Source organism: Gellertiella sp. DMC107, from assembly GCF_056313605.1.
In genome coordinates, this window is record NZ_JBQUZZ010000001.1 from 609,841 (window position 1) to 630,435 (window position 20,595).

Here is a 20,595-nt window from a genome sequence, read left to right on the forward strand (position 1 = left end):
CCCATTCAATCGATATAGATATCGATCGGCACCCCTTTTTGTTCTTGCGTGGGGCCCGACGGCGAACACGAACAGGCTAGAACCGTGGACTGGCTATCATCCTACAAACTGCCGATCGGGCAGGGAGCGAAGATCTTTGTCGACTGGCTGACCACCAGCGGCGAATGGCTCTTCAACGCATTATCCGCCATACTCCAGGCGAGCATCAATCTCCTTCTCTTCCTGCTGCAGGGTCCCTTCCTGAAGGGAACCTCGCTGGAGCAGATCTATCCCCTGCTGATCATCGTGCTGATCTCGGCCTTCGCCTGGTACATGCGCCGCTCGGTGGGCGTCACGCTCTTTACCGCGCTCGGCCTGCTGCTGATCGTGAACCAGGGCTACTGGAAGGAAACGACCGAAACCCTGGCGCTCGTGCTGGCTGCCAGCGCCGTCTCCATGACGGTCGGCATTCCCCTTGGCATTGCCGCCGCCCGTCGGCCGGTCGTCTATGCCATCATGCGGCCGATCCTCGACCTGATGCAGACGATCCCGACCTTCGTCTACCTCATTCCGGCGTTGATCCTCTTCGGCCTGGGCATGGTTCCGGGCCTGATCGCCACGGTGATTTTCGCCATCCCCGCACCGATCCGTCTGACGCGCCTCGGCATCATCTCCACACCGCCGTCGCTGGTGGAAGCCGCCCAGGCCTTCGGCGCGACGCCCGGTCAGGTGCTGAAGAAAGTGGAACTGCCCTTCGCCATGCCGCAGATCATGGCGGGCCTGACCCAGACGATCATGCTGTCGCTCTCGATGGTGGTGATCGCCGCGCTCGTGGGCGCCAACGGTCTGGGCGTCCCGGTCGTGCGTGCCCTGAACTCCGTGAATGTGGCCAAGGGCTTCGAAGCCGGTCTGTGCATCGTGATCCTGGCGATCATCCTCGACCGTGTGTTCCGGACCTCTGATGCGGGAGACGTGGCATGACGGCTGCAGTGACCTTCAACAACGTATCGATCATCTTCGGCAAGGATCCGGGCTCTGCCCTCCGCCTCGTCGACCAGGGCAAGACCCGAGACGAGATCGGTCACGAAACCGGCATGGTGCTGGGCGTGGCGGATGCGACGCTGACCATCGAGGAAGGGGAAATCCTCGTCCTCATGGGCCTGTCCGGTTCGGGCAAATCCACCCTGCTGCGGGCCGTCAACGGGCTTGCGCCCGTGGTGCGGGGCGAGGTAAGCGTCGCCACGCCCGAAGGCCCGATCAACCCGTACAAGTCCACGGCCAAGTCGCTGCGTGATTTCCGGATGCACATCGTTTCGATGGTCTTCCAGCAATTCGCGCTGCTCCCCTGGCGCACGGTGGCCGAGAATGTGGGTTTCGGTCTCGAACTCGCCAATGTGCCGGACGAAGAGCGTTCCAAGCGCGTGGCCGAACAGCTGGAACTGGTCAACCTGACGAAATGGGCGAACCGCAAGGTCAACGAACTGTCCGGCGGTATGCAGCAGCGCGTGGGCCTCGCCCGCGCCTTTGCGACCGGCGCCCCGATCCTGCTGATGGATGAGCCCTTCTCGGCCCTCGACCCGCTGATCCGGACGCGCCTCCAGGACGAACTGCTGGAATTCCAGCGCCGGCTGAAGAAGACGATCCTGTTCGTCAGCCACGATCTGGACGAAGCCTTCCGCATCGGCAATCGCATTGCCATCATGGAGGGCGGTCGCATCATCCAGTGCGGCACGCCGCAGGAGATCGTCAAGAACCCGGCCAACCAGTATGTGGCGGACTTCGTGGCCAACATGAACCCGATCAACATGCTGACCGCCGCCGACGTCATGCAGAACGGCGTCCGGCCCGGCCCGGCGGAAGCGCCGGTCTCCGGCAATGCCTCGCCGACGACGCCGCTGGTCGACATTCTCGATACGCTTGCACGCAAGCCGGGAAACATCGGGGTAGTGGACAATGGCACAATAATTGGCACAATCAATGCCCAGAACATCATTGAAGGGCTGACCCGCCACCGCCGCAAGGACGGCTGACCGGCGCCCTTCCAGACGGGAAGGGCATGCCAGTGAAAGACAGGGCATCGGTCCTGCGAGAGACCGACGACGACGCAAGATCGGAAGCGCGCATCCTCATCCGGGGAGCGCGCTTCTGCGCTTTGGCGGTCATCGATCCGGACACCGGCTTTCCGAGCGCCTCGCGCGTGCTGACGGCAACCGCGCCCGATGGCGCGCCTGTCATTCTCGTCTCCTCCCTGTCCGCCCATACCCGCGCCCTGGAGGCGGATGCCCGCTGCTCGCTTCTGGCAGGCGAGCCGGGCAAGGGCGACCCCCTCGCCCATCCGCGTCTCAGCCTTCAGGCCCGCGCCCGCCGCGTGGAGCGGGACGAGCCGCTGCATGGCTGGCTCAGGGGCCGCTTCCTGCGCCGTCACCCGAAAGCCCGGCTCTATATCGATTTTGACGATTTTCGATTCGTGAAGCTCGATCCGGTGCAGGCGAATCTCAACGGGGGATTCGGCAAAGCCTACCAAATCGAGGGTAATGACCTGTTGATCCGGCATCCCGATACAGAGCGCCTGGCCGGGCAGGAACAGGAAATTCTGGCTGAAATTGCAACTTTAAATAAAAGTCTTGCATCGGAAGTTGCTAGAATAAAATTCCACTTGAGCGGAGAAAACTGGGAAATTACAGCCATTGATATGGGCGGCATTGATCTCTGCGCAAAAGATATTCTCCTGAGGTTGGAGGTTCCATTCCAGGATGTGAACATTGCTCACATGGTTTCAGACATTCGAAAAGTAGCATGTTCAATACCCTAATTTTAGTGATATACAATTATGTTGTAATCGGTATCATATAGTCAGTGCAACATTCCTGCACTGTAACCATCCAACCACCAACGACCGCCAGCGTTGGAGAGACAAAGAGATGATGACAAAGACACTCGACCACCACACCGCCGCGGCCGCCGGCCTGCTGTCTGCAATGGCCAATCCGAAGCGCCTGATGATTCTGTGCGCTCTGGTTAAGGATGAAGTTCCGGTAGGCGTCCTCGCGAACCAGGTAGGCCTGAGCCAGTCGGCTCTGTCCCAGCATCTGTCCAAGCTGCGTGCCCAGCATCTGGTCAACACGCGCCGCGATGCACAGACCATCTACTACTCTTGCGACTCGGCGGCTGTCATCAGCCTGCTGCAGACGTTGGATGGTATCTACAGCCAGCCGGAAAAGGCGCGCTCTGCCGCCTGACGAAAGGTTCGGTCCGATCCGTATTCCGGCTTCCTGACGAGGCGGCCGGGTTCGGATTCGCGCCGACAACCGATAGCCGGATAAAACAAGGCCCCTGCGGCGCGCGCCGCAGGGGCCTGTTCTTTTGACCGCCGGTCAGGGGAGTGGCGCTAGAGACCTGTTCTTTTTTGCCCTGTCCAGGTCCGTGCTCCGATCCGCACAAGAGAGATGGCAGGGGCAACTTGCCCAAAACTTGCCAAGGCCCGTCTATATCAACTTTTTTTTGGATTATAACGTTCGAATGGCCAGCAACCCCAGGATGGCTCCGCCTCAACCGGAGGGTCAGTGGCCCACGCTTCTGTCGCAAGCGCGTGGTTGCGGCATCGGAATCACAGGTTTCGATGGATTCATTCGCGCTTTTGTTTTGACTTTCGCCCCTTCCGCCCGAAAAATTCGCGCCACATCAGGGGAAAGGGCCTCCATGAGGGCCAAGGAGAAGATCGATGTCTGACCGAATGAACGCAACGCCGAACGACATGCGCGCCTTCTGGATGCCGTTTACCGCAAACCGGCAGTTCAAAAAGGAACCGCGCCTCTTCGTTGGCGCCAAGGATATGTATTACACCACCCATGATGGCCGCACCGTTCTCGACGGCACCGCCGGCCTTTGGTGTGTGAATGCGGGCCATTGCCGCCCGAAGATCACCGAAGCGATCCGCCAGCAGGCCGGTGAACTTGACTATGCGCCGGCCTTCCAGCTTGGCCATCCCAAAGCCTTCGAACTGGCGAACCGCCTGATCGACATCGCGCCGGAAGGCATGGGGCATGTTCTCTATACGAATTCGGGCTCGGAATCCGTGGAAACCGCGCTCAAGGTGGCGCTGGCCTATCAGCGGGTAAAGGGACAGGGCAGCCGCACCCGGCTGATCGGCCGTGAGCGCGGCTATCATGGCGTGAATTTCGGCGGTATTTCCGTGGGCGGCATCGTGGCCAACCGCAAGATGTTCGGCACGCTGCTGACTGGTGTCGATCACATGCCGCACACCCACAACCTGGCGAAGAATGCCTTCAGCCGCGGTATGCCGGAGCATGGCGGCGATCTCGCCACCGAACTCGAGCGCATCGTCACGCTGCACGACGCCTCCACCATCGCGGCCGTGATCGTCGAGCCGGTGGCCGGCTCGACCGGCGTCCTGATTCCGCCGAAGGGCTATCTGCAGAAGCTGCGCGAAATCTGCACGAAGCACGGCATCCTGCTGATTTTCGATGAAGTCATCACCGGCTTCGGTCGCCTTGGCGCGCCCTTTGCTGCCCAGTATTTCGATGTGAAGCCCGACATCATCACAACCGCCAAGGGCCTGACCAATGGCGTGATCCCCATGGGCGCCGTCTTCGTGACCAACGAGATCCATGATGCGTTCATGACCGGCCCGGAGCACATGATCGAGTTCTTCCACGGCTATACCTATTCAGGCAATCCGATCGCCTGCGCTGCCGCGCTCGGCACGCTCGATACCTACAAGGAAGAAGGCCTGCTGACCCGCGCCGCCGATCTCGCCGGCTATTGGGAAAATGCCCTGCACTCCCTGAAGGACTGCCCGAACGTGATCGATATCCGCAATGTCGGCCTGATCGGCGCGATCGAGCTGGAACCGATTGCAGGCGAACCAACCAAGCGCGCCTTCTCTGCCTTCCTGAAGGCCTATGAAAAGGGCCTTCTGATCCGCACCACCGGCGATATCATCGCGCTCTCGCCGCCGCTGATCATCCAGAAGTCAGAAATCGACGAGCTGTTCACCAAGCTCCGCGACGTTCTGATGAACAACATCTGAGACGAAAACAGCAGAAACGGCCCTCCGGAAGGGCCGTTTTTCGTGCAACCCGGTGCCCGGGCATGCGTGAAAGCGCCGGGGCTCCGCAGCGGACCTTTTCCACAGGCCCGTCAAGGCCCCTGTTCTCGTGCTTGCCGACAAGCGGAGGTCCGGCCTAGTTTCGTCGGAAACCGGAGGACGAATCATGGCTTTTGAGGGCAGCTGCCACTGCGGCGAGGTAACCTACAGCGTTGACGGCGACATGCCGGAAACTGCGATCAGCTGCAATTGCTCCCATTGCCGACGCAAGGGGTTCCTGCTTGCCTTCTTGCCGCGCACGGCCTTCACCCTCACGGCTGGCGAAGAAGCGCTTCAGACATACCGCTTCAATACCCATCGCCTGGAACACCTCTTCTGCAAGACCTGCGGAACCCAAAGCTTCGCCTATGGCAGCGGCCCGGACGGAACGCCGATGGCCGCCGTCAATCTCCGCTGCGTGCCCGCCTGCGATCTCGATGCGCTTTCGCTTCACAAGGTGGACGGCGCGTCCTTCTGAGAGAGCGGAGCGTCCGGACTGGACACCGCCCTCTCCTCCGCCGATGCGCCCGCCCGAAGCCGGCGCATCGCCACGCGATGATGGAGAATGAGACCTGTCATGCCGACCACGAAGAAGGGCAGGCTCAACACCCAGACTGCCTTGATCCAGTCTGGCGAGGCTTCGTAATAGCTTATGATCGAAAAACCGCAATACATCGGTAAGTCCCCCAAAAGGTGACCACCAGAGCCCATTCTCTGGCGGCCAGGGGAGCTCAAAAAGCCGACTACACGGCCGTCGCTGCCTTTAGGCTTGCGCCCTGGACATACGCAGCAACCTCCCCGGCCTTGAGAGGCAGGTGAGTGCTTATAAAGCACGGGTTCACCCTCCCCCGAAAGGGGGGCTGACCTTTGTAGCCGGGGTTTTGAGTCCCCATGCAGGCTGTGGCCCGCACGATTGCAACCATACCGCCCTTGATGTATAAGTAAATAAGAATGTTTTTGATTGAATTGACAGTGAGGCGCGAAGCGCTAGACTGTTGTCATGAAAAAGGGTCGTAAAGTGCTATCGTTCACTACTGAGATAAGCCTGTCCTCCGACGCGGTGCAGCGTGCGAAAGGCAGCATCAATCTGCGCGTTGCCGACGATACGCGCCAATTGATCGATGAGGCAGCGGCCCTTCTAGGCAAGACCCGCACAGAGTTCATCCTCGATTGCTCCCGCCGGGAGGCCATCGACACTGTACTGGACCAACGTCTTTTCACCTTGGACGATGGCGCCTTTGAAGAATTTTCTGAGGCCCTTCGAGGCTCCGAGAATTCAGGCCCGCGCCTTCGATCACTGATGCAGACAGATCCGGTCTGGAAGCGGTGAAATCGACCATAGTCTTTGAAGTCCCTGTGCCGTTGGGTAGGGAGCACGATCCATCTTCTTTTGATTGTGGAACGCCTGAGCTCGACCTATGGCTAAAAAACCGTGCCTTAAATAATGAGGGGCGTTTTTCGCGAACCTTTGTCGCTCTGTCCGACGGCGCCATTGCGGGTTTCTACTGCCTCTCTGCCGGTTCAGTGCGGCGGGAAGCCATGCCCGGCCGTCTGCGCCGGAATGGCCCGGAGGCAATTCCCGTGGCCATAATAGGCCGCCTGGCCGTCAATCGCGCGCATGCGGGTCAGGGATTGGGCAAGAGCCTGTTACAGGACGCTTTCACGCGCATAGGAAATGTGGCCGATCAACTCGGCATCGCTGCAATCCTGGTTCAGGCGCTGGATGAGAAAGCCCGCGGCTTCTATCTCTCCGCCGCCGAATTCATTGAATTTCCCCAATCAAGCCGGATCCTTTACCTTCCCATCGCGCAATTGAAGGAAGCACCCGTTTCATGCTCCTCTCTTCCCGGATAGACTATGCAGGATTGAATCGCATGATGGGAGCGACCACGCATGAGCGAAAGACTGGAGCGGCTGATCGATCAGGGCACGGGGCGGCAGGTGGCCGATATCGTGCTGAAGAACGGACGCTTCTTCGATCTGGTGACGGGGGAGCTTGTCGCCTCCGATATCGCGCTCTCCGGTGATCGCATCGTCGGCACGGGCGAAACCTACGAGGGCCGCGAGGAGATCGATATCGCCGGGCGCATCGTCGTTCCGGGCTTCATCGATACCCATCTTCACATCGAAAGCTCGCTCGTCACCCCCCATGAATTCGACCGCTGCGTGCTGCCCTATGGCGTGACGACCGCCATCTGCGACCCGCACGAGATCGCCAATGTGCTGGGCACGGAGGGCATCCAGTTCTTTCTGGATTCCGCCACCGAAACCATCATGGATATCCGGGTGCAGCTCTCCTCCTGCGTACCCGCTACCCACCTCGAAACCTCCGGCGCCGATCTGCCCATCGAGCGGCTTCTGCCGTTCCGCCATCACCCGAAGGTGATCGGTCTGGCCGAATTCATGAATTTCCCCGGCGTGGTCCACAAGGATCCGACATGCCTCGCCAAGCTCGACGCCTTCTACGACGACCATATTGACGGACACGCGCCGCTCCTCTCGGGCCGCGACCTGAACGGCTACCTCGCCGCTGGCATCCGGACCGAGCACGAGTGCACCCATGTGCCGGAAGCGCTCGAAAAGATCCGCAAGGGCATGCACATCCTGGTCCGCGAGGGCTCGGTCTCGAAGGACCTGCACGCCCTGCTACCGATCATCACCGAACGGCTTTCGCCCTTCCTCGCGCTCTGCACCGATGACCGCAATCCGCTCGATATCGCCGAGGAAGGCCATCTGGATTACATGATCCGCACGGCGATCGCCCATGGCGTGGAACCGCTCGCCATTTATCGCGCGGCCTCCATATCCGCCGCCCGCGCCTTCGGCCTCCGGGATCGCGGCCTCGTCGCGCCCGGCTGGCGGGCCGATCTGGTGGTTGTCGACAGTCTGGAAAACTGCAAGGCCGAGATGGTCTTTGCCGCCGGCCGGCGGGTGACCGCGGCTCTTTTCGCCACCCGCAAACCCGTGGCCCCGGTCGGCCTCGACAGCGTGCGGGCGCCCCAGGTCAACGCGGCGGATTTCGCCGTGCCGGTCAGTGAGGGCGAAGTGTCTGTCATCGGCGTGCTGCCGGGCAAGATCATCACCGAGCACAGGCGCTATCGCCTGCCGGCAAGAGGCAACCAGACAAGCCTCGACCTCGACAACGACATCATCAAGGTCGCCGTCATCGAGCGCCACGGAAAGAACGGCAATCACGCCAACGGCTTCGTCCAGGGCTTCGGTCTGAAGAAGGGCGCGATTGCCTCTACCGTCGGCCATGACAGCCATAATATCTGCGTGGTCGGCGTCAGCGAGGAGGACATGGCGCTTGCCGCCAACCGCCTCTCCGAGATCAAGGGCGGCTTCGTGGTGGTGGAAGAGGGGCGCGTGACCGGCGAGATCGCCCTCCCCGTTGCCGGCCTGATGAGCCTCGAACCCTATGAATCCGTGCGCGATACGCTGCATCATCTCCGGCAGGCGGCCTATGCGCTCGGCACCACCCTGACCGAGCCCTTCCTGCAGGTCGCTTTCCTGCCGCTGCCCGTCATTCCCCACCTGAAGATTTCCGACAGGGGCATGGTGGATGTCGATCGCTTCGTGCTCTTGTGAAGATTGCCATGAACCCGGGTGAGATGCATCGAAGAAGCCCTTTCGTGCGGCAGCTGCGCAGCCTTTATCAGGGCCAGCACCGTGCTGCCTTGCGGTTCCAGCTCGTCATGGCCGTCGTGGATCTGGGCATCATCGCTTTCTTTCTCTCGCAACCCTATCTGCGGGACAAGGCGAGCTATCTTCTTCTGGATTATGCCTTTGCCCTGTGGATCATGGCGGATATTACCGCCCAGTATCTCATTGCCCGTGATCGCCGCCGCTTCCTCTTGCGTCCGATGATCTACATCGATCTGGCGGTGCTGGCGACCCTCTTGCTGCCGCATCTGCTGGTCAGCTTCGCCTTCCTTCGGGCCATGCGCATCTGGGCCATCGCGCGGCGACCCATCCTTCGGGCAGCGCTGCGCCATTTTCACCTGACCATGTGGACCGACGTGGTCCGCGCGACCATCAATATGGTGGTGTTCCTCTTCACCGCGTCCGGCTTTGTCTACAGCTTCTTCTTCCAGAGCAGGGAAACCGGAAACGGCTTTGTCGATGCGCTCTATTTCACCGTGACCACCATGACGACCACGGGCTTCGGCGATATCACCCTGCCGGGCACGGCGGGCAAGCTGACCTCCATCGTCATGATGATCGTCGGCATCTCCCTCTTCGTCCGGCTGGCGCAAGCGCTCGTACGGCCCTTCAAGGTCACGTTTCCCTGCCCGAAATGTGGGCTTTCCCGGCATGACACCGATGCGGTCCACTGCAAGGCCTGCGGCCATCTCCTGAACATTCCGGACGAAGGGCTGTGAAGAACAGTCGTTGAACCGAGACAATCAACCCTTGGCGCTCGCCTTCAGCTTGCGGGCACACTGGCTGTAGAAACCGCCGCCCTTCTGGATCCAGCGGAGCCCGTTCAGCGTGCCGGTCTTCTTTGCGGTGCGATAGGCATCGGCGCAGGTGTGAAGCCGCGCACGGGACGGTTTTTCGGCCGCATATTTCGGGTCGATCGATGACGGCAGCGAAAGCGCCTGCGGCTGGGTCACCGGAGCCGCTCCGACAGCAGCCGGATCCGGCGCCGCGACAGCCGCCGTCGTCACCTGCGGCTTGGCCGTAACACCGGCGCATTCCGTGGCGCGAAACGCGGTCCAGTTTCGCCCCGCAAGAGAACCAGCCGCCTTTGCGGCCTGATATTTCGCGCTGCAGTCCTTCATCGTCATGGCCGCCGCAGGCGCGGCAAGCCACAAACCTGTTGCCGCCCCGAGGGCAAGACCGAGACACCGTAGATATCGCATGACACAACCCCTTATGGATCAAGGATTGTGCGAGCTTCAGCCTATTCCAGCAGAAAGTAAAGAAAATTCGACTATTCGAATTTCTTTTTACAAACGAAAGCAGACGACGGACAAAGGCAGGATCAACACGCTTTCATCCGCTTCCTGTGGAGCGAAGCCCGGCAGTGCGACGGGCGACGCCGTGGCCAGAGCCTGATCCGGCGCCACCGCCACCGGAGACCGGGTCAGGTTGTAGTAGAAGCGCAGGCATTCGCCATCCTTCTCCCGCTCGAAGACCAGCAGATCCTGGTTGGTCTCGAGGAAGCGAAAGCTTCCCTCGCGCAGCACCGTGTGATCGTTGCGGAAGGCCATGGTGCGTCGATAGTGGTTGAGCACCGAGGCCGGGTCGCGATCCTGTTTATCGACGGCAAGGCCGGTATGGGCTCGTGATACGGGCAGCCATGATTTGTCGGCAGCCGTAAAGCCCGCATGGCGGGCAGTCGAATCCCAGACCATCGGCGTCCGGCATCCGTCACGCCCCTTGAAGGCCGGCCAGAAGCGAATGCCATAGGGGTCACGAAGATCCTCGAAAGCCAGTTCCGCCTCCGGCAGGCCCAGTTCCTCGCCCTGATAGAGGCAGATGGAACCGCGCAGGGTGGCGATCAGCGTGGCACAAAGCTTGGCCATGTGATCCCGCTCGTCCGGATGGGCGATGAAGCGGGAGACATGCCGCTGCACGTCATGATTGGAAAAAGCCCAGCAGACCCACCCCTCGCGCACCTTCGTCTCGAAGGCGCTGATGCATTTGCGGAAATGCGCCGCCGAGAATTCGGGACCGAGCAGGTCGAACGTGTAGCACATGTGCAGTTTGTCGCCGCCGCTCGTATAGGCGGCCAGCGTCTGCAGCGAGCGTGTTCCGTCGCCCACCTCGCCCACCGTCGTGCGGTCGGGATAGAGATCGAGCAGCGACCGGATGCGCTTCATGAACTCCACATTTTCCGGCTGGCTCTTGTCGTAGAGATGCTGCTGCATGCCATAGGGATTGGTATCGGGCGCATCATTGCCCATTTCCGCCTCGGGATCGGCCGGCGGATTGTTTTCCAGACCCTTGCTGTGGAAGTAGTAGTTGACCGTATCCAGACGGAAACCGTCCACGCCCCGGTCCATCCAGAATTTCAGCACCTTCAGCACCGCGTCCTGCACTTCGGGGCAGTGGAAATTGAGGTCGGGCTGCGAGGTCAGAAAGTTATGCATGTAGAATTGCCGGCGCACCCCGTCCCACTCCCAGGCAGGACCGCCGAAAATCGACAGCCAGTTGTTGGGCGGATTGCCATCGGGTTTGGGATCGGCCCAGACATACCAGTCCGCCTTGGGATTGGTGCGGCTGGCGCGGCTCTCCTTGAACCAGGGATGCTGGTCCGACGTATGGGAAATCACCTGATCGATGATGACCTTCAGACCCAGCCTGTGGGCCTCGCCTAGCATTTCGTCGAAATCGGAAAGCGTGCCGAACATCGGGTCGACGTCGCAATAATCCGACACGTCATAGCCCATGTCGGCCTGAGGCGAGGTAAAGAAGGGCGAAAGCCAGATGGCATCCACGCCGAGTGAGGCAATGTAGGGCAGCCGCAGCGTCACCCCTTGCAGGTCGCCGATACCGTCCGCCGTCGTATCCTGGAACGATCGCGGATAAACCTGATAGATGGCGGCTCCGCGCCACCAATCCGCCCCGCGGGACACACGCTTCGTCTCGGTCATCGATGAATCCTTGTCGTTTCCGGGCTGGCGCGGACCGCGAAAGGACCGCTATCGAAATAGGTTTTCAACAGGATAACCATCTAACGGGCCGCCGGGGTCCCGTAAACGGGTGCCATTTCAGAAAAGTCTGGTTTATTCAATCTTCTTGATGAAAGATTGTGGATGGATCGCAGTCCGCAGCGGTGTCAGCGCGAGTGCCTGGACAGCGGGGGAGACGGGACGGAGATGGACAGGCAGCGACTTCTGTCGATCGGCGAATGTCTGGTCGACATGGCCCCCATGGAGAATGGTCTTTTTCGTTCGTCTTTCTCCGGCGACACCTTCAACAGCGCCTGGTATGCGCGGGAATTGCTGCCGGCCGGCTTCCATGTGGATTTTGCCTCCGCCGTCGGCAACGATGCCCTCTCCGAAACCCTGATCGGCTTCATGCACGATGCGGGAATGGGCGTCAGTGCGATGCGTATCGTTCCCCATGCGCGGATCGGTCTGTCCATGACGACGATCGCGGAAAATGGCGAGCGCGTGTTGGTCGAATGGCGCGACACATCCGCGGCCCGGCATCTTGCCGCCGATCCCTCCTCATTGCGCCGCGCCATGGAGCGCGCCGGTTACATTCATTTCTCCGGCACCACGCTGGCGATTCTCTCTCCCTCCGATCGGGACCTGCTGCTGGCCGAGTTGCGCCGCGCACGGGCCGCAGGGGCGTTCGTGTCCTTCGCGCCGAATTTCCGGCCAGACCTCTGGGAAAATCGGGCAGCCATGCAGGCTGAGGCCCTGGAGGCAGCGCGGGCCGCCACCCTGCTTCTGACGGATCTGGAGGCGGAGAAAATCCACCTCGCTCACCCCGGCCAGGATGCGATCATTGCCCATTATCGCTCACTGGGGGTGGAGAAGATCGTCCTGAAGAAGGCCAGCCAGGGCACTCTTGTCTGGCAAGCGGGTGTTGCAACCGCCATACCCGCAGCCCTGACGACAAGGCTTGTCGACCGCACGGCCACCGAGGACAGCTTCGACGGCGCGCTCATCGCCCATCTCATGCGGGGCGAAGGTCTCGACTGGGCCGCGCGCAAGGCGGCCATCGTTGCAGCGGAAGTCGCCGGCCAGCGCGGAGCGCTGATCAAGCTCAGCCCCCGCCTCACCGCCGGCTCGCGCTGAAACTGTCATCCGCCTCTCACATTGGCCACCGATAATTGCCCGACGAAGCGGTCGTGACAGCCGCTTGCCACGGGAGATCTGCAAAAGCCGATGCACAGAATTACCATTGTGAGCGATGCCTGGCACCCTCAGGTGAACGGCGTTGTCCGCTCCATCGAGAACACCATCCTCCATCTCAGCGATCTGGATGCCGATATCCGCCTGATCACGCCGAACGGCTTCCGGAGCATACCCTGCCCCACCTATCCGGAAATCCGCCTGTCGCTCGCCTCCTACCGCAAGGTCGCCGAAGCGCTGGAGCGTTGCGGCCCGTCCTTCGTGCATATCGCCACGGAAGGCCCGCTCGGTCTGATGGCGCGGCGCTGGTGTCTGCGCAACGGCAAGCCCTTCACCACCTGCTACCACACCCGCTTTCCGGAATATGTCGCGGCCCGCTTTCCCGTACCGGTCGCGCTGCTCTACCGGTTCGTGCGCTGGTTCCACAATGCCGGCGCTGCCTGCATGGTCGCCACCGAGAGCCTTGAGCGGGAACTGGCCGGCAAGGGCCTGACGCGCCTGGTGCGGTGGTCCCGCGGCATCGACACCGAGCGGTTCAAACCCCGTCCTAAAACGGCCGAACCACTGGGCCTCAAACGCCCGCTGTTCGTCACCATCGGACGGGTCGCCCGCGAAAAGAACCTGCCGGCTTTCCTCGATCTCGATCTTCCAGGCTCGAAAATGGTGGTCGGCGACGGGCCGGATCTGGCCGCGCTGCGGGCGCGCTATCCGCAGGTGCTCTTTACGGGAGTGAAGCATGGCGAAGAACTGGCCGCTCTCTTTGCGGAAGCCAATGTCTTCGTCTTTCCCTCGAAGACCGATACTTTCGGCAACACCATTCTGGAGGCGCTTGCATCCGGTGTCCCCGTGGCAGCCTATCCGGTGACGGGACCGGTCGACATCCTCACCGGCCATCCGGAGGCAGGCGCCCTTTCGCAGGACCTGGGCGAGGCCTGCCTCGCCGCGCTGTCCTGCCAGCCGGAAGCGGCCCGCGCGCTGGCGCTGACCTATAGCTGGGAAGCCGCAAGCCGCCAGTTTCTGGACAATATTCTCGAGGCAAATGACGTGATGCCGCGCAAGCGGCTGATGAGCAAGGTTGTCGCCCGCATCACCCGGAAGAGGCCGGGCATGGCCGGCCCCTGAAGCGGCTCAGCGCTTCTTCTTGCGGTTCTCGAACGGGTTTTCGGAGGCGCGATAGTGGATGCGGATCGGCACGCCCGGCATCTGGAAATCCGTGCGCAGGCCGTTGATCAGAAAGCGCGTATAGCTTTCCGGCAGCGCATCGGGCCGGGTGCAGGAAATCATGAAAGCCGGCGGACGGGCCTTCACCTGCGTCATGTATTTGAGCTTCAGGCGCCGGCCGGAAACGGCCGGTGGCGGATGCTGGATCTGCTGCTGCTCCAGCCAGCGATTGAGCCGGGCGGTGGAAATGCGCTTGTTCCAGACCTTGTCCGTATCGATGACCGACTGCATCAGCCGGTCGAGGCCTTCGCCGGTCTGGCCGGAGATGGTCACGGCCCGGATGCCGCGCGCCTGCGGCAGCAGCCGCTCGGTCTTTTCGCGCAGATCGGCAAGCACCGCCTGCCGGTCGTCGATCATGTCCCACTTGTTGAAGGCGAGCACCGCCGCGCGCCCCTCGCGCAGCACCAGATCGACAATCTGCAAGTCCTGCTTTTCGAAGGGGATGGTCGCGTCGAAGACGATGACGACCGTTTCGGCAAAGCGGATGGCCCGGAGACCGTCGGCAACGGACAGCTTTTCGAGCTTTTCGGTCACCTTGGCCTTGCGTCGCATGCCGGCCGTGTCGAACATCTTGATGGTGCGGCCGCGCCAGTCCCACTCGACCGAAATGGAGTCGCGGGTAATGCCGGCCTCGGGGCCGGTCAGCAGCCGGTCCTCGCCAAGGAAGCGGTTGATCAGGGTGGACTTGCCCGCATTCGGCCGCCCGACGATCGCCACGCGCAGCGGCTTGGTGTCGTCATAGGCGGGCTCTTCCTCGGCTTCTTCCGCGCCCTCCTCCGGGCGCGGGATCACCACGTCGGTTTCCGCCACATCTTCCGGTTCCGGGAAGGCGACATCCTCTCCGACCGCAGCGACGATGGCGTCGCGCAGATCCAGCATGCCCTGCCCGTGCTCGGCGGAGATCGGCACGGGATCGCCAAGGCCGAGCGTAAAGGCATCATAGAAGCCACCGTCGGAGCCGCGGGCTTCGGACTTGTTGGCCACGAGCACCACCGGCTTTCCGCGCTTGCGCAGCAGCTCGGCGAGCGTCATGTCGACCGGGGTAAGACCCGCCTTCGCATCGACCACGAAGAGCGTCAGGTCCGCATCGTCGATGGCCGTTTCCGTCTGCTGGCGCATGCGGCCCTGCAGCGTGTCGGGCGCAGCGATTTCGAGGCCAGCCGTATCGATGATCTGGAAACGGAGATCGATGAGCTTCGCATCGCCCGGGCGACGGTCGCGGGTCACGCCCGGCGTGTCGTCCACAAGGGCGAGCTTCTTGCCGACCAGCCGGTTGAACAGCGTGGACTTCCCGACATTCGGACGGCCGACAATGGCAACGGTAAAGCTCATCGGTCTACTTTCGTGTTCTGGCCGCGAGGGCTCTTCTTGTTCTTGGCCGTCCGCAGGCTGTGTGGCGGAGGGCTTTGGAAATCGGTCTGTCAGGCGGCCTTGCCGGAGGAGGCGATCACATCCAGCAGCATCTGGGCACGGCGGCCGATATTGCGCGGCGATTCCGGATCGTCGGCAATCGCCTGGAACCAGTCCTTCGCCCGCTTGTAGTCGCCGAGGCGATAGGCGGTGAGCCCCAGAACCTCGCGCGCCGAATGACGCATCGGGTTGCCGGTGGCGGTCAGGCCTTCGGCTTCGGCGGAAACCTGCTCATAGGTGCCCGTATCGACCATCAGCCAGGCGGCGCGCAGATGCGCCACATCCTGGATCGAGGCCGGAATTGCACTATCCTTGGCGATGGCGGTAAAATCGGCGATCGCGCCGGCCGCATCGCCCTTTTCAGCCTTCAGCGCGGCGGCCCGCATGCGGGCCAGCACCGGATAGGACGCAAAGCCATCCTTTTCGAGCTGGCTCAAGGCGGCCAGTGCCTCATCCGGCTTGCTGGCCTTGGCAAGATCGGTTGCCGCGAGGAAGGCATCGCCCGACGCCGACGCCTGACCATGCTGCCAGTAGGCATAGATCCGCTCGCCAGCCGTGCCGATGACGATCACGGCAGCCAGACCGATGACAAAGCGACCGTAACGCTGCCATGCGGTACGGAACTGGTCCGACCGAAGCTCTTCGTTGACTTCGCGAATGAAACTGTCGTCGTTGAATGCCATTCCTGTCTCCGCTGCCTGCGAGCCCCGGCTGATCTTTCCGGTCTCCGGCGCCTTCTACCGTTATTTTCCGGGCTTTGTAAGCCCCTATCAGTCCGTTCTCATCCGGCCATGGGGATAGGAACATGGATGAGCCACAGATGCAGCCCCTTGATGAAGGCAATGGCAAGACCAAGGCCGACCACGACCGAGACGAGGTCCCAGATCCAGCCCACATAGGCCCGCTCGGTGATTTCGCCGGCACGGGCGCGCCGCTTGACCGCGATGCGCAGCAGGACCGCCCAGGCCAGGAAGGCAACGAAAGTGACCACCGCATAGGCCTCGCCATTCACGAGCAGGTGGGCAAGCGCCCAGACCTTTACCGATGTGATCAGCGGATGCCGCGTCCGGGTTGCGATATAGCCCGCCGGCAGCACGCTCGAAACGGCGAGGATCAGGGCAATCAGCATCAGCGTGACGGTGATGTGCACCATGAAGGGAGGCGTGGTGTAGAGCGGCTCGCCGCTTTCCATGCGCGCCTGCCCGAAGCCGTAGACCAGAAGCGCGAGCGTGGCGACCGACGCAACCGAATAAAGCCCCATCCACGGCCCCTTGCCGAGGCTGGCAATCAGGTTTGCGCGCAGGCCCGGCAGAAAGACACGGAGCGAATGCACGCCGAGAAAGGCGATGAGACCGATGATGAGTAGAGCCATGAAGCAGATTCCCCGGAAAGGCGGCAGCGCCGTATCGTGAGCCTCAAGTCCTAGCCGCTCCGGCTGCCGTTGAAAAGCCTCACCAAAGCTTTGCCGCATTCTGAAGGCATGAAGCCAGTCCGTCAGTTCAAGGATTTCCGTTTGCGTTCCCTGCCCCTTGCCCTCGCCCTGTTTGCCCTGTCCGGTCCGGCCCTTGCGTCGGACAAGCCGGAACAGCTCGTCATCGTGTCTTTCGATGGCGCCCATGACAATGCGCAATGGGTAAAAAGCCGGGCTATGGCGGAACGCACCGGCGCGCACTTCACCTATTTTCTCTCCTGCACCTTCCTGAAGCGCTGGGGATCGCCGGAGCAGAAGGCCTATCGCGCGCCCCATCATGGTGCCGGCAAGTCCGCAACGGGCTTTGCCCAGACCGACCGGGAGATCCGCCTGAGGCTCGGTCATATCTGGAATGCCCGGCAGGAAGGCCACGAAATCGCGAACCATGCCTGCGGCCATTTCGACGGCAGCACCTGGTCGAAGGACGACTGGCTGAAGGAATTCGCCTCCTTCCGTCAGGCGCTGCTGGACGGATGGAGGGTTGCAGGCATTCCGGAACAGGAACCCGTCGGCTGGAAACGCTTCGTGGAAACGGACATCGTCGGCTTCCGCGCGCCCTACCTTGCGATGGGCGAGGCCCTGCCGGAGGCGGTGAGGGCCGCGGGCTTCCGCTACGATGCGAGCCTCGTCTCGCGCGGCCCGAGCCTGCCGGTGCTCGACCGGGGCCTGCCCCGCTTCAGCCTGCCGCGCATCCCGGAAGGGCCGTCCGGAAAGCCGGTCATTGCCATGGACTACAATTTCTATGCCCGTCATTCGAAGACACGGGAAGAGCCGGACCGCTCCGCCGAATTCGAGGCGAGGACACTCGCGGCCTTCCGCTCGGCCTTCGAGCGGGAATATCAGGGCAGCCGCAAGCCGCTGGAACTGGGCTTCCATTTCGTGGAAATGAACGCCGGCGCCTATTGGCGTGCGCTGGACACCTTTCTCACCGAAACCTGCCGGAAGCCCGGCGTTGCCTGCGTTTCCTACAGCGAAGCGCTCGACCGGCTGAAGACCCGCATTCCCGTGGAAAAGGCAGAAGGCGGCACCGCTTCCGGCACCGCCTCCCCTCTTTGAACATGTCCCCGTCCGGTCAGGCGTTGACCGGCTCCTCCTCAATGGCATCGAGCGGCTTGTCCTCGATCTGCGCCTCGAAGGCGCGCAGACGCTTGTAGATGGAAAGAAGCTCGATGATCGTCGGCCAGACGCTGACCAGATACTGGAACGACGAGGCCACCTGCCCGAAAGCGCCGGAAATCTGGTTCAGGGCACCGAGCGAGATCTTGCCGGCGATGATCGACGGAGCAAGAACCAGGATCGAGAAGACATTGTTGATCTGCAGGTAGAAGCTGCGGGCCACGTTGAAGTAGAGGTAGTGGAAATAGAGACGGAAGTAGTTCTTCCGAACATCGTCGAAGAGTTCGGCGACCGTCATGGGATCGGCCCGCTCGGGCTTGTCCTCGCCATAAACGAGTTCCTTCCGGAAAGCCGCCTCGACGCGCTGGTTGCGGAATTCCAGGCCCGGCAGCTTGATGCCCACGACCGCCAGAAGCACGGTGCCGAACAGTGACCAGAAAATCGCGGCCAGCAGCAGGGGATACGGGACAGCGCCCACGATCGGCAATTCGGTGACATTGGCAGACAGGCGGATCAGCACCGGAGTGAAGGCGATCAGCGTCATCACGCTGTCGATCAGGCTGACACCGAGGTCTTCCGTCGTGCGGGCAAAGCGCATCGTGTCTTCCTGCACGCGCTGCGAAGCGCCTTCAACGGTCCGCAGCTTCGGCCAATGCTGCATATAGTAGTCGTTCATCGCATTGCGCCAGCGGAACACATAATGGCTGACGAAAAAGCGGGTCACGACAGAAACGGCGACCGCCACGAGCGCAATCGACAGGAAGATCCAGATCTGCCCGTAGAATTCCGCTGCGGTGACAACCCGAGCCTTGGAAACCGCCGCCTGGATCATATCCCAGAACGGACCGTACCAATTGTTGATTGCCACACTCACCTGCACCTGAAAATAGGTGACGAACAGGATGAGGATCGAGCCCAGCACCGACCAGCGTTGCCAGGGATGTGGCGAGAGGAACGACCATGCGGCATAGAAAAGCCCGGTCATCACCGCGAAATAGATGTAGAACCAGATGAAATCCGGCTGGATGAAGGTGGTGACGCCAATGACGGGTGGCGCATCCGGCGCAGGATTGGGCAGACCGATGGACGCGCCGAGGCTATCGATCCCGGCATACCAGAGGGCGATGGAGAGGATTGTCCACACCACCACCGAGGGGAAGAACAGGCGAGGATTTGGGAAGAAGGATTTGAACAAGGGTGAGCCCAGCTTTGGTGGTTGCAGATGGCCGGTTCGTTCCGACCTTGTCGCGCGAACCTAATGCAAAGCCGCCGCCTTCAGCAAGTTTCCCCTTGCCGCCTTACGGCGAATTAATCTGCGCGCCTGCCGGGCGCGATCATGGCGCCGAGACCGAGCGCCGCCGCCCCCATCAACCCCGCCACCAGATAGCCGCCCGTCAGGTCGACCAGATAGCCTGCGGCCACCGGTCCGATGATCTGCCCTACCCCGAAGCCGGCGGTCATCAGGGCCATCACCCTGCGCGGGCTCTCCGGAGAAAAGGCTCGGCCGATCTGGAGCGCATAGGCCGTCACCACGATGAAGGTGCCACCGAACAGGAGGCCGCCGATAACGGGCGCGGCTGAGGCTGGAAGAAGCACCATGGCAACGCTGCCGAGCGCCTCGAGCCCGAGAGCCAGCCGATAGGTGGTCTCCGTACCCACCCGCACCAGAACCGGATGCCAGACGAAGAGCGACACCATGCCGGCAAGCCCGGTGATCAGCCAGCAGAGAAACTCGACCGAATGGCCGGACGCCCCTGCCCGGGCCATGGCGACAAGGAAGGTCGCGGCCACCACATAGCCGAACCCGAAAAGCGCATAGGAAAAGATCAGCCGCAGCATGGGCGCCGTCCAGCGGAGCGGCGGTTCATGCGCGACCGAGCCGGAAAGCCGGCCGCCGCGGGGCAAAAGTGCCGCGACGACCAGCGAGGCAAGGAGCACAAAGCCCGCCCCTGCCAGCCATTCCGTCCGCCAGTGCGGCTCGGCAAAACCGAGCTGCGGCACCAGGACGAAACTGATGAAGGCAGAAAAGGCGATGCCGAAGCCCACTCCGCCGAAATGCATGGATTGCACGCGGGGATCCCCAAGCGCTGCCGAAAGCACCAGCGACGAGGTAAAGACCAGTCCGAACGCGCTGGCGACGCCCGCCAGGAAGCGGATCAGCATGAAGACCGGCAACGAGGAAAAGAAGGCCATGGAGGAGAGCAACAGGGCCGTGGCCGCCAGCGACAGGAACACGATGGCCCGCTCGCGGCCCCTTCCCCAGCCGCCGGAAGCACCGAACGCCCCGGCGAGATAGCCCGCGAAATTCGCCGCCGCAATCAGCCCGGCATCGCTCGCCGTCAGCTTCAGGTCCGCCATCATGCCGGGCAGGATCGGCGTATAGGAAAAGCGGCCGAACCCCATGAAACAGGCAAGGGAAAGCGCCCCGGCAAGGCCGAGAAGCAGGACGGGCAAAGGCGAAGCAGAACGGTTCATGC

At 62.1% G+C, this 20,595-nt stretch carries 21 protein-coding genes; 13 read left to right on the top strand and 8 right to left on the bottom strand.

Annotation, left to right across the window (positions count from 1 at the left end; all coding sequences use genetic code 11):
* Positions 1 to 84: 84 nt before the first annotated feature.
* From choW to ACT54B_RS02860, 6 genes are all read left to right on the top strand, one after another.
* Positions 85 to 960, top strand: a complete 876-nt coding sequence (choW, locus tag ACT54B_RS02835; RefSeq protein WP_476042725.1) for a choline ABC transporter permease subunit — start codon at positions 85 to 87, stop codon at positions 958 to 960.
* Positions 957 to 2,009, top strand: coding sequence for a choline ABC transporter ATP-binding protein (choV, locus tag ACT54B_RS02840; RefSeq protein ID WP_476042727.1), 1,053 nt, complete (start codon positions 957 to 959; stop codon positions 2,007 to 2,009). The genes choW and choV overlap by 4 nt, the downstream gene beginning before the upstream one ends.
* A gap of 32 nt (positions 2,010 to 2,041) precedes the next feature.
* Positions 2,042 to 2,791 carry a HugZ family pyridoxamine 5'-phosphate oxidase gene (locus ACT54B_RS02845; protein WP_476043481.1) on the top strand — a complete coding sequence of 250 codons (750 nt, stop codon included), beginning with the start codon at positions 2,042 to 2,044 and terminating at the stop codon, positions 2,789 to 2,791.
* A 109-nt stretch (positions 2,792 to 2,900) separates the two neighbouring features.
* Positions 2,901 to 3,218 carry an ArsR/SmtB family transcription factor gene (locus ACT54B_RS02850; protein ID WP_476042729.1) on the top strand — a complete coding sequence of 106 codons (318 nt, stop codon included), beginning with the start codon at positions 2,901 to 2,903 and terminating at the stop codon, positions 3,216 to 3,218.
* Between the two features lie 482 nt (positions 3,219 to 3,700).
* Entirely contained in the window at positions 3,701 to 5,029 is a 1,329-nt protein-coding gene (gene aptA / locus ACT54B_RS02855; protein WP_476042730.1) for an omega-aminotransferase AptA, read from the top strand.
* Between the two features lie 184 nt (positions 5,030 to 5,213).
* Complete coding sequence (locus ACT54B_RS02860) at positions 5,214 to 5,564, top strand: GFA family protein (RefSeq protein ID WP_476042732.1); 351 nt, start codon at positions 5,214 to 5,216, stop codon at positions 5,562 to 5,564.
* On the opposite strand, the gene ACT54B_RS02865 is transcribed toward ACT54B_RS02860, so the two are convergent.
* Positions 5,537 to 5,761, bottom strand: coding sequence for a hypothetical protein (locus ACT54B_RS02865; protein WP_476042733.1), 225 nt, complete (start codon positions 5,759 to 5,761; stop codon positions 5,537 to 5,539). The genes ACT54B_RS02860 and ACT54B_RS02865 overlap by 28 nt on opposite strands.
* A gap of 325 nt (positions 5,762 to 6,086) precedes the next feature.
* On the opposite strand from ACT54B_RS02865, the gene ACT54B_RS02870 reads away from it, so the two are divergent.
* From ACT54B_RS02870 to ACT54B_RS02885, 4 genes are read left to right on the top strand one after another with little or no spacing between them, the layout of a single operon-like run.
* Positions 6,087 to 6,416 carry a type II toxin-antitoxin system TacA family antitoxin gene (locus tag ACT54B_RS02870; protein ID WP_476042734.1) on the top strand — a complete coding sequence of 110 codons (330 nt, stop codon included), beginning with the start codon at positions 6,087 to 6,089 and terminating at the stop codon, positions 6,414 to 6,416.
* Positions 6,413 to 6,940, top strand: coding sequence for a GNAT family N-acetyltransferase (locus ACT54B_RS02875; RefSeq protein ID WP_476042736.1), 528 nt, complete (start codon positions 6,413 to 6,415; stop codon positions 6,938 to 6,940). Before ACT54B_RS02870 ends, ACT54B_RS02875 begins: the two co-directional genes overlap by 4 nt.
* 39 nt (positions 6,941 to 6,979) lie before the next feature.
* On the top strand, positions 6,980 to 8,674 hold the full coding sequence (ade, locus tag ACT54B_RS02880) for an adenine deaminase (protein ID WP_476042738.1): 1,695 nt from the start codon (positions 6,980 to 6,982) through the stop codon (positions 8,672 to 8,674).
* A gap of 8 nt (positions 8,675 to 8,682) precedes the next feature.
* Complete coding sequence (locus ACT54B_RS02885; RefSeq protein ID WP_476042739.1) at positions 8,683 to 9,468, top strand: ion channel; 786 nt, start codon at positions 8,683 to 8,685, stop codon at positions 9,466 to 9,468.
* Positions 9,469 to 9,492: 24 nt separating this feature from the next.
* Here ACT54B_RS02885 and ACT54B_RS02890 read toward each other — a convergent pair whose 3' ends face one another.
* Both ACT54B_RS02890 and bglA read right to left on the bottom strand, forming a co-directional pair.
* Positions 9,493 to 9,951 (bottom strand): hypothetical protein, encoded by a 459-nt coding sequence (locus ACT54B_RS02890; protein WP_476042741.1) that lies wholly within the window; start codon positions 9,949 to 9,951, stop codon positions 9,493 to 9,495.
* An 87-nt stretch (positions 9,952 to 10,038) separates the two neighbouring features.
* Positions 10,039 to 11,688: a beta-galactosidase BglA gene (bglA, locus tag ACT54B_RS02895; protein WP_476042743.1), complete on the bottom strand. Its 1,650-nt coding sequence runs from the start codon at positions 11,686 to 11,688 to the stop codon at positions 10,039 to 10,041.
* A 225-nt stretch (positions 11,689 to 11,913) separates the two neighbouring features.
* Here bglA and ACT54B_RS02900 point away from each other — a divergent pair, with 225 nt between their 5' ends.
* Both ACT54B_RS02900 and ACT54B_RS02905 read left to right on the top strand, forming a co-directional pair.
* The gene (locus ACT54B_RS02900) at positions 11,914 to 12,843 is read left to right on the top strand and encodes a sugar kinase (protein WP_476042745.1); all 930 of its coding nucleotides are present in this window, start codon (positions 11,914 to 11,916) and stop codon (positions 12,841 to 12,843) included.
* 90 nt (positions 12,844 to 12,933) lie between these two features.
* A complete protein-coding gene (locus tag ACT54B_RS02905; RefSeq protein ID WP_476042746.1) occupies positions 12,934 to 14,022 on the top strand; it encodes a glycosyltransferase family 4 protein in 1,089 nt (362 codons plus the stop codon).
* A gap of 6 nt (positions 14,023 to 14,028) precedes the next feature.
* On the opposite strand, the gene der is transcribed toward ACT54B_RS02905, so the two are convergent.
* From der to ACT54B_RS02920, 3 genes are all read right to left on the bottom strand, one after another.
* On the bottom strand, positions 14,029 to 15,453 hold the full coding sequence (gene der / locus ACT54B_RS02910; protein ID WP_476042747.1) for a ribosome biogenesis GTPase Der: 1,425 nt from the start codon (positions 15,451 to 15,453) through the stop codon (positions 14,029 to 14,031).
* 89 nt (positions 15,454 to 15,542) lie between these two features.
* Entirely contained in the window at positions 15,543 to 16,214 is a 672-nt protein-coding gene (locus ACT54B_RS02915; RefSeq protein WP_476042748.1) for a tetratricopeptide repeat protein, read from the bottom strand.
* A 98-nt stretch (positions 16,215 to 16,312) separates the two neighbouring features.
* A complete protein-coding gene (locus ACT54B_RS02920; RefSeq protein WP_476042749.1) occupies positions 16,313 to 16,903 on the bottom strand; it encodes an NnrU family protein in 591 nt (196 codons plus the stop codon).
* A 108-nt stretch (positions 16,904 to 17,011) separates the two neighbouring features.
* Between ACT54B_RS02920 and ACT54B_RS02925 the strand changes: the two genes are divergently transcribed.
* Positions 17,012 to 18,058, top strand: coding sequence for a polysaccharide deacetylase family protein (locus ACT54B_RS02925; RefSeq protein ID WP_476042750.1), 1,047 nt, complete (start codon positions 17,012 to 17,014; stop codon positions 18,056 to 18,058).
* Between the two features lie 16 nt (positions 18,059 to 18,074).
* Here the strand turns inward: ACT54B_RS02925 and sbmA are convergent, their stop codons facing one another.
* Entirely contained in the window at positions 18,075 to 19,313 is a 1,239-nt protein-coding gene (gene sbmA / locus ACT54B_RS02930) for a peptide antibiotic transporter SbmA (RefSeq protein WP_476042751.1), read from the bottom strand.
* Between the two features lie 113 nt (positions 19,314 to 19,426).
* Positions 19,427 to 20,593 carry a YbfB/YjiJ family MFS transporter gene (locus tag ACT54B_RS02935; RefSeq protein ID WP_476042752.1) on the bottom strand — a complete coding sequence of 389 codons (1,167 nt, stop codon included), beginning with the start codon at positions 20,591 to 20,593 and terminating at the stop codon, positions 19,427 to 19,429.
* Positions 20,594 to 20,595: the final 2 nt, after the last annotated feature.

Bases quoted from the DNA above. Each gene is read 5' to 3' on its own strand.
- der (WP_476042747.1), bottom strand. From the start codon at position 15,453: ATGAGCTTTACCGTTGCCATTGTCGGCCGTCCGAATGTCGGGAAGTCC.
- ACT54B_RS02925 (WP_476042750.1), top strand. From the start codon at position 17,012: ATGAAGCCAGTCCGTCAGTTCAAGGATTTCCGTTTGCGTTCCCTGCCC.
- ACT54B_RS02905 (WP_476042746.1), top strand. From the start codon at position 12,934: ATGCACAGAATTACCATTGTGAGCGATGCCTGGCACCCTCAGGTGAAC.
- bglA (WP_476042743.1), bottom strand. From the start codon at position 11,688: ATGACCGAGACGAAGCGTGTGTCCCGCGGGGCGGATTGGTGGCGCGGA.
- ACT54B_RS02870 (WP_476042734.1), top strand. From the start codon at position 6,087: ATGAAAAAGGGTCGTAAAGTGCTATCGTTCACTACTGAGATAAGCCTG.
- ACT54B_RS02890 (WP_476042741.1), bottom strand. From the start codon at position 9,951: ATGCGATATCTACGGTGTCTCGGTCTTGCCCTCGGGGCGGCAACAGGT.
- ACT54B_RS02935 (WP_476042752.1), bottom strand. From the start codon at position 20,593: ATGAACCGTTCTGCTTCGCCTTTGCCCGTCCTGCTTCTCGGCCTTGCC.
- ade (WP_476042738.1), top strand. From the start codon at position 6,980: ATGAGCGAAAGACTGGAGCGGCTGATCGATCAGGGCACGGGGCGGCAG.
- ACT54B_RS02915 (WP_476042748.1), bottom strand. From the start codon at position 16,214: ATGGCATTCAACGACGACAGTTTCATTCGCGAAGTCAACGAAGAGCTT.
- ACT54B_RS02885 (WP_476042739.1), top strand. From the start codon at position 8,683: ATGAACCCGGGTGAGATGCATCGAAGAAGCCCTTTCGTGCGGCAGCTG.
- ACT54B_RS02920 (WP_476042749.1), bottom strand. From the start codon at position 16,903: ATGGCTCTACTCATCATCGGTCTCATCGCCTTTCTCGGCGTGCATTCG.
- ACT54B_RS02850 (WP_476042729.1), top strand. From the start codon at position 2,901: ATGATGACAAAGACACTCGACCACCACACCGCCGCGGCCGCCGGCCTG.
- ACT54B_RS02860 (WP_476042732.1), top strand. From the start codon at position 5,214: ATGGCTTTTGAGGGCAGCTGCCACTGCGGCGAGGTAACCTACAGCGTT.
- aptA (WP_476042730.1), top strand. From the start codon at position 3,701: ATGTCTGACCGAATGAACGCAACGCCGAACGACATGCGCGCCTTCTGG.
- choV (WP_476042727.1), top strand. From the start codon at position 957: ATGACGGCTGCAGTGACCTTCAACAACGTATCGATCATCTTCGGCAAG.
- ACT54B_RS02900 (WP_476042745.1), top strand. From the start codon at position 11,914: ATGGACAGGCAGCGACTTCTGTCGATCGGCGAATGTCTGGTCGACATG.
- ACT54B_RS02865 (WP_476042733.1), bottom strand. From the start codon at position 5,761: ATGTATTGCGGTTTTTCGATCATAAGCTATTACGAAGCCTCGCCAGAC.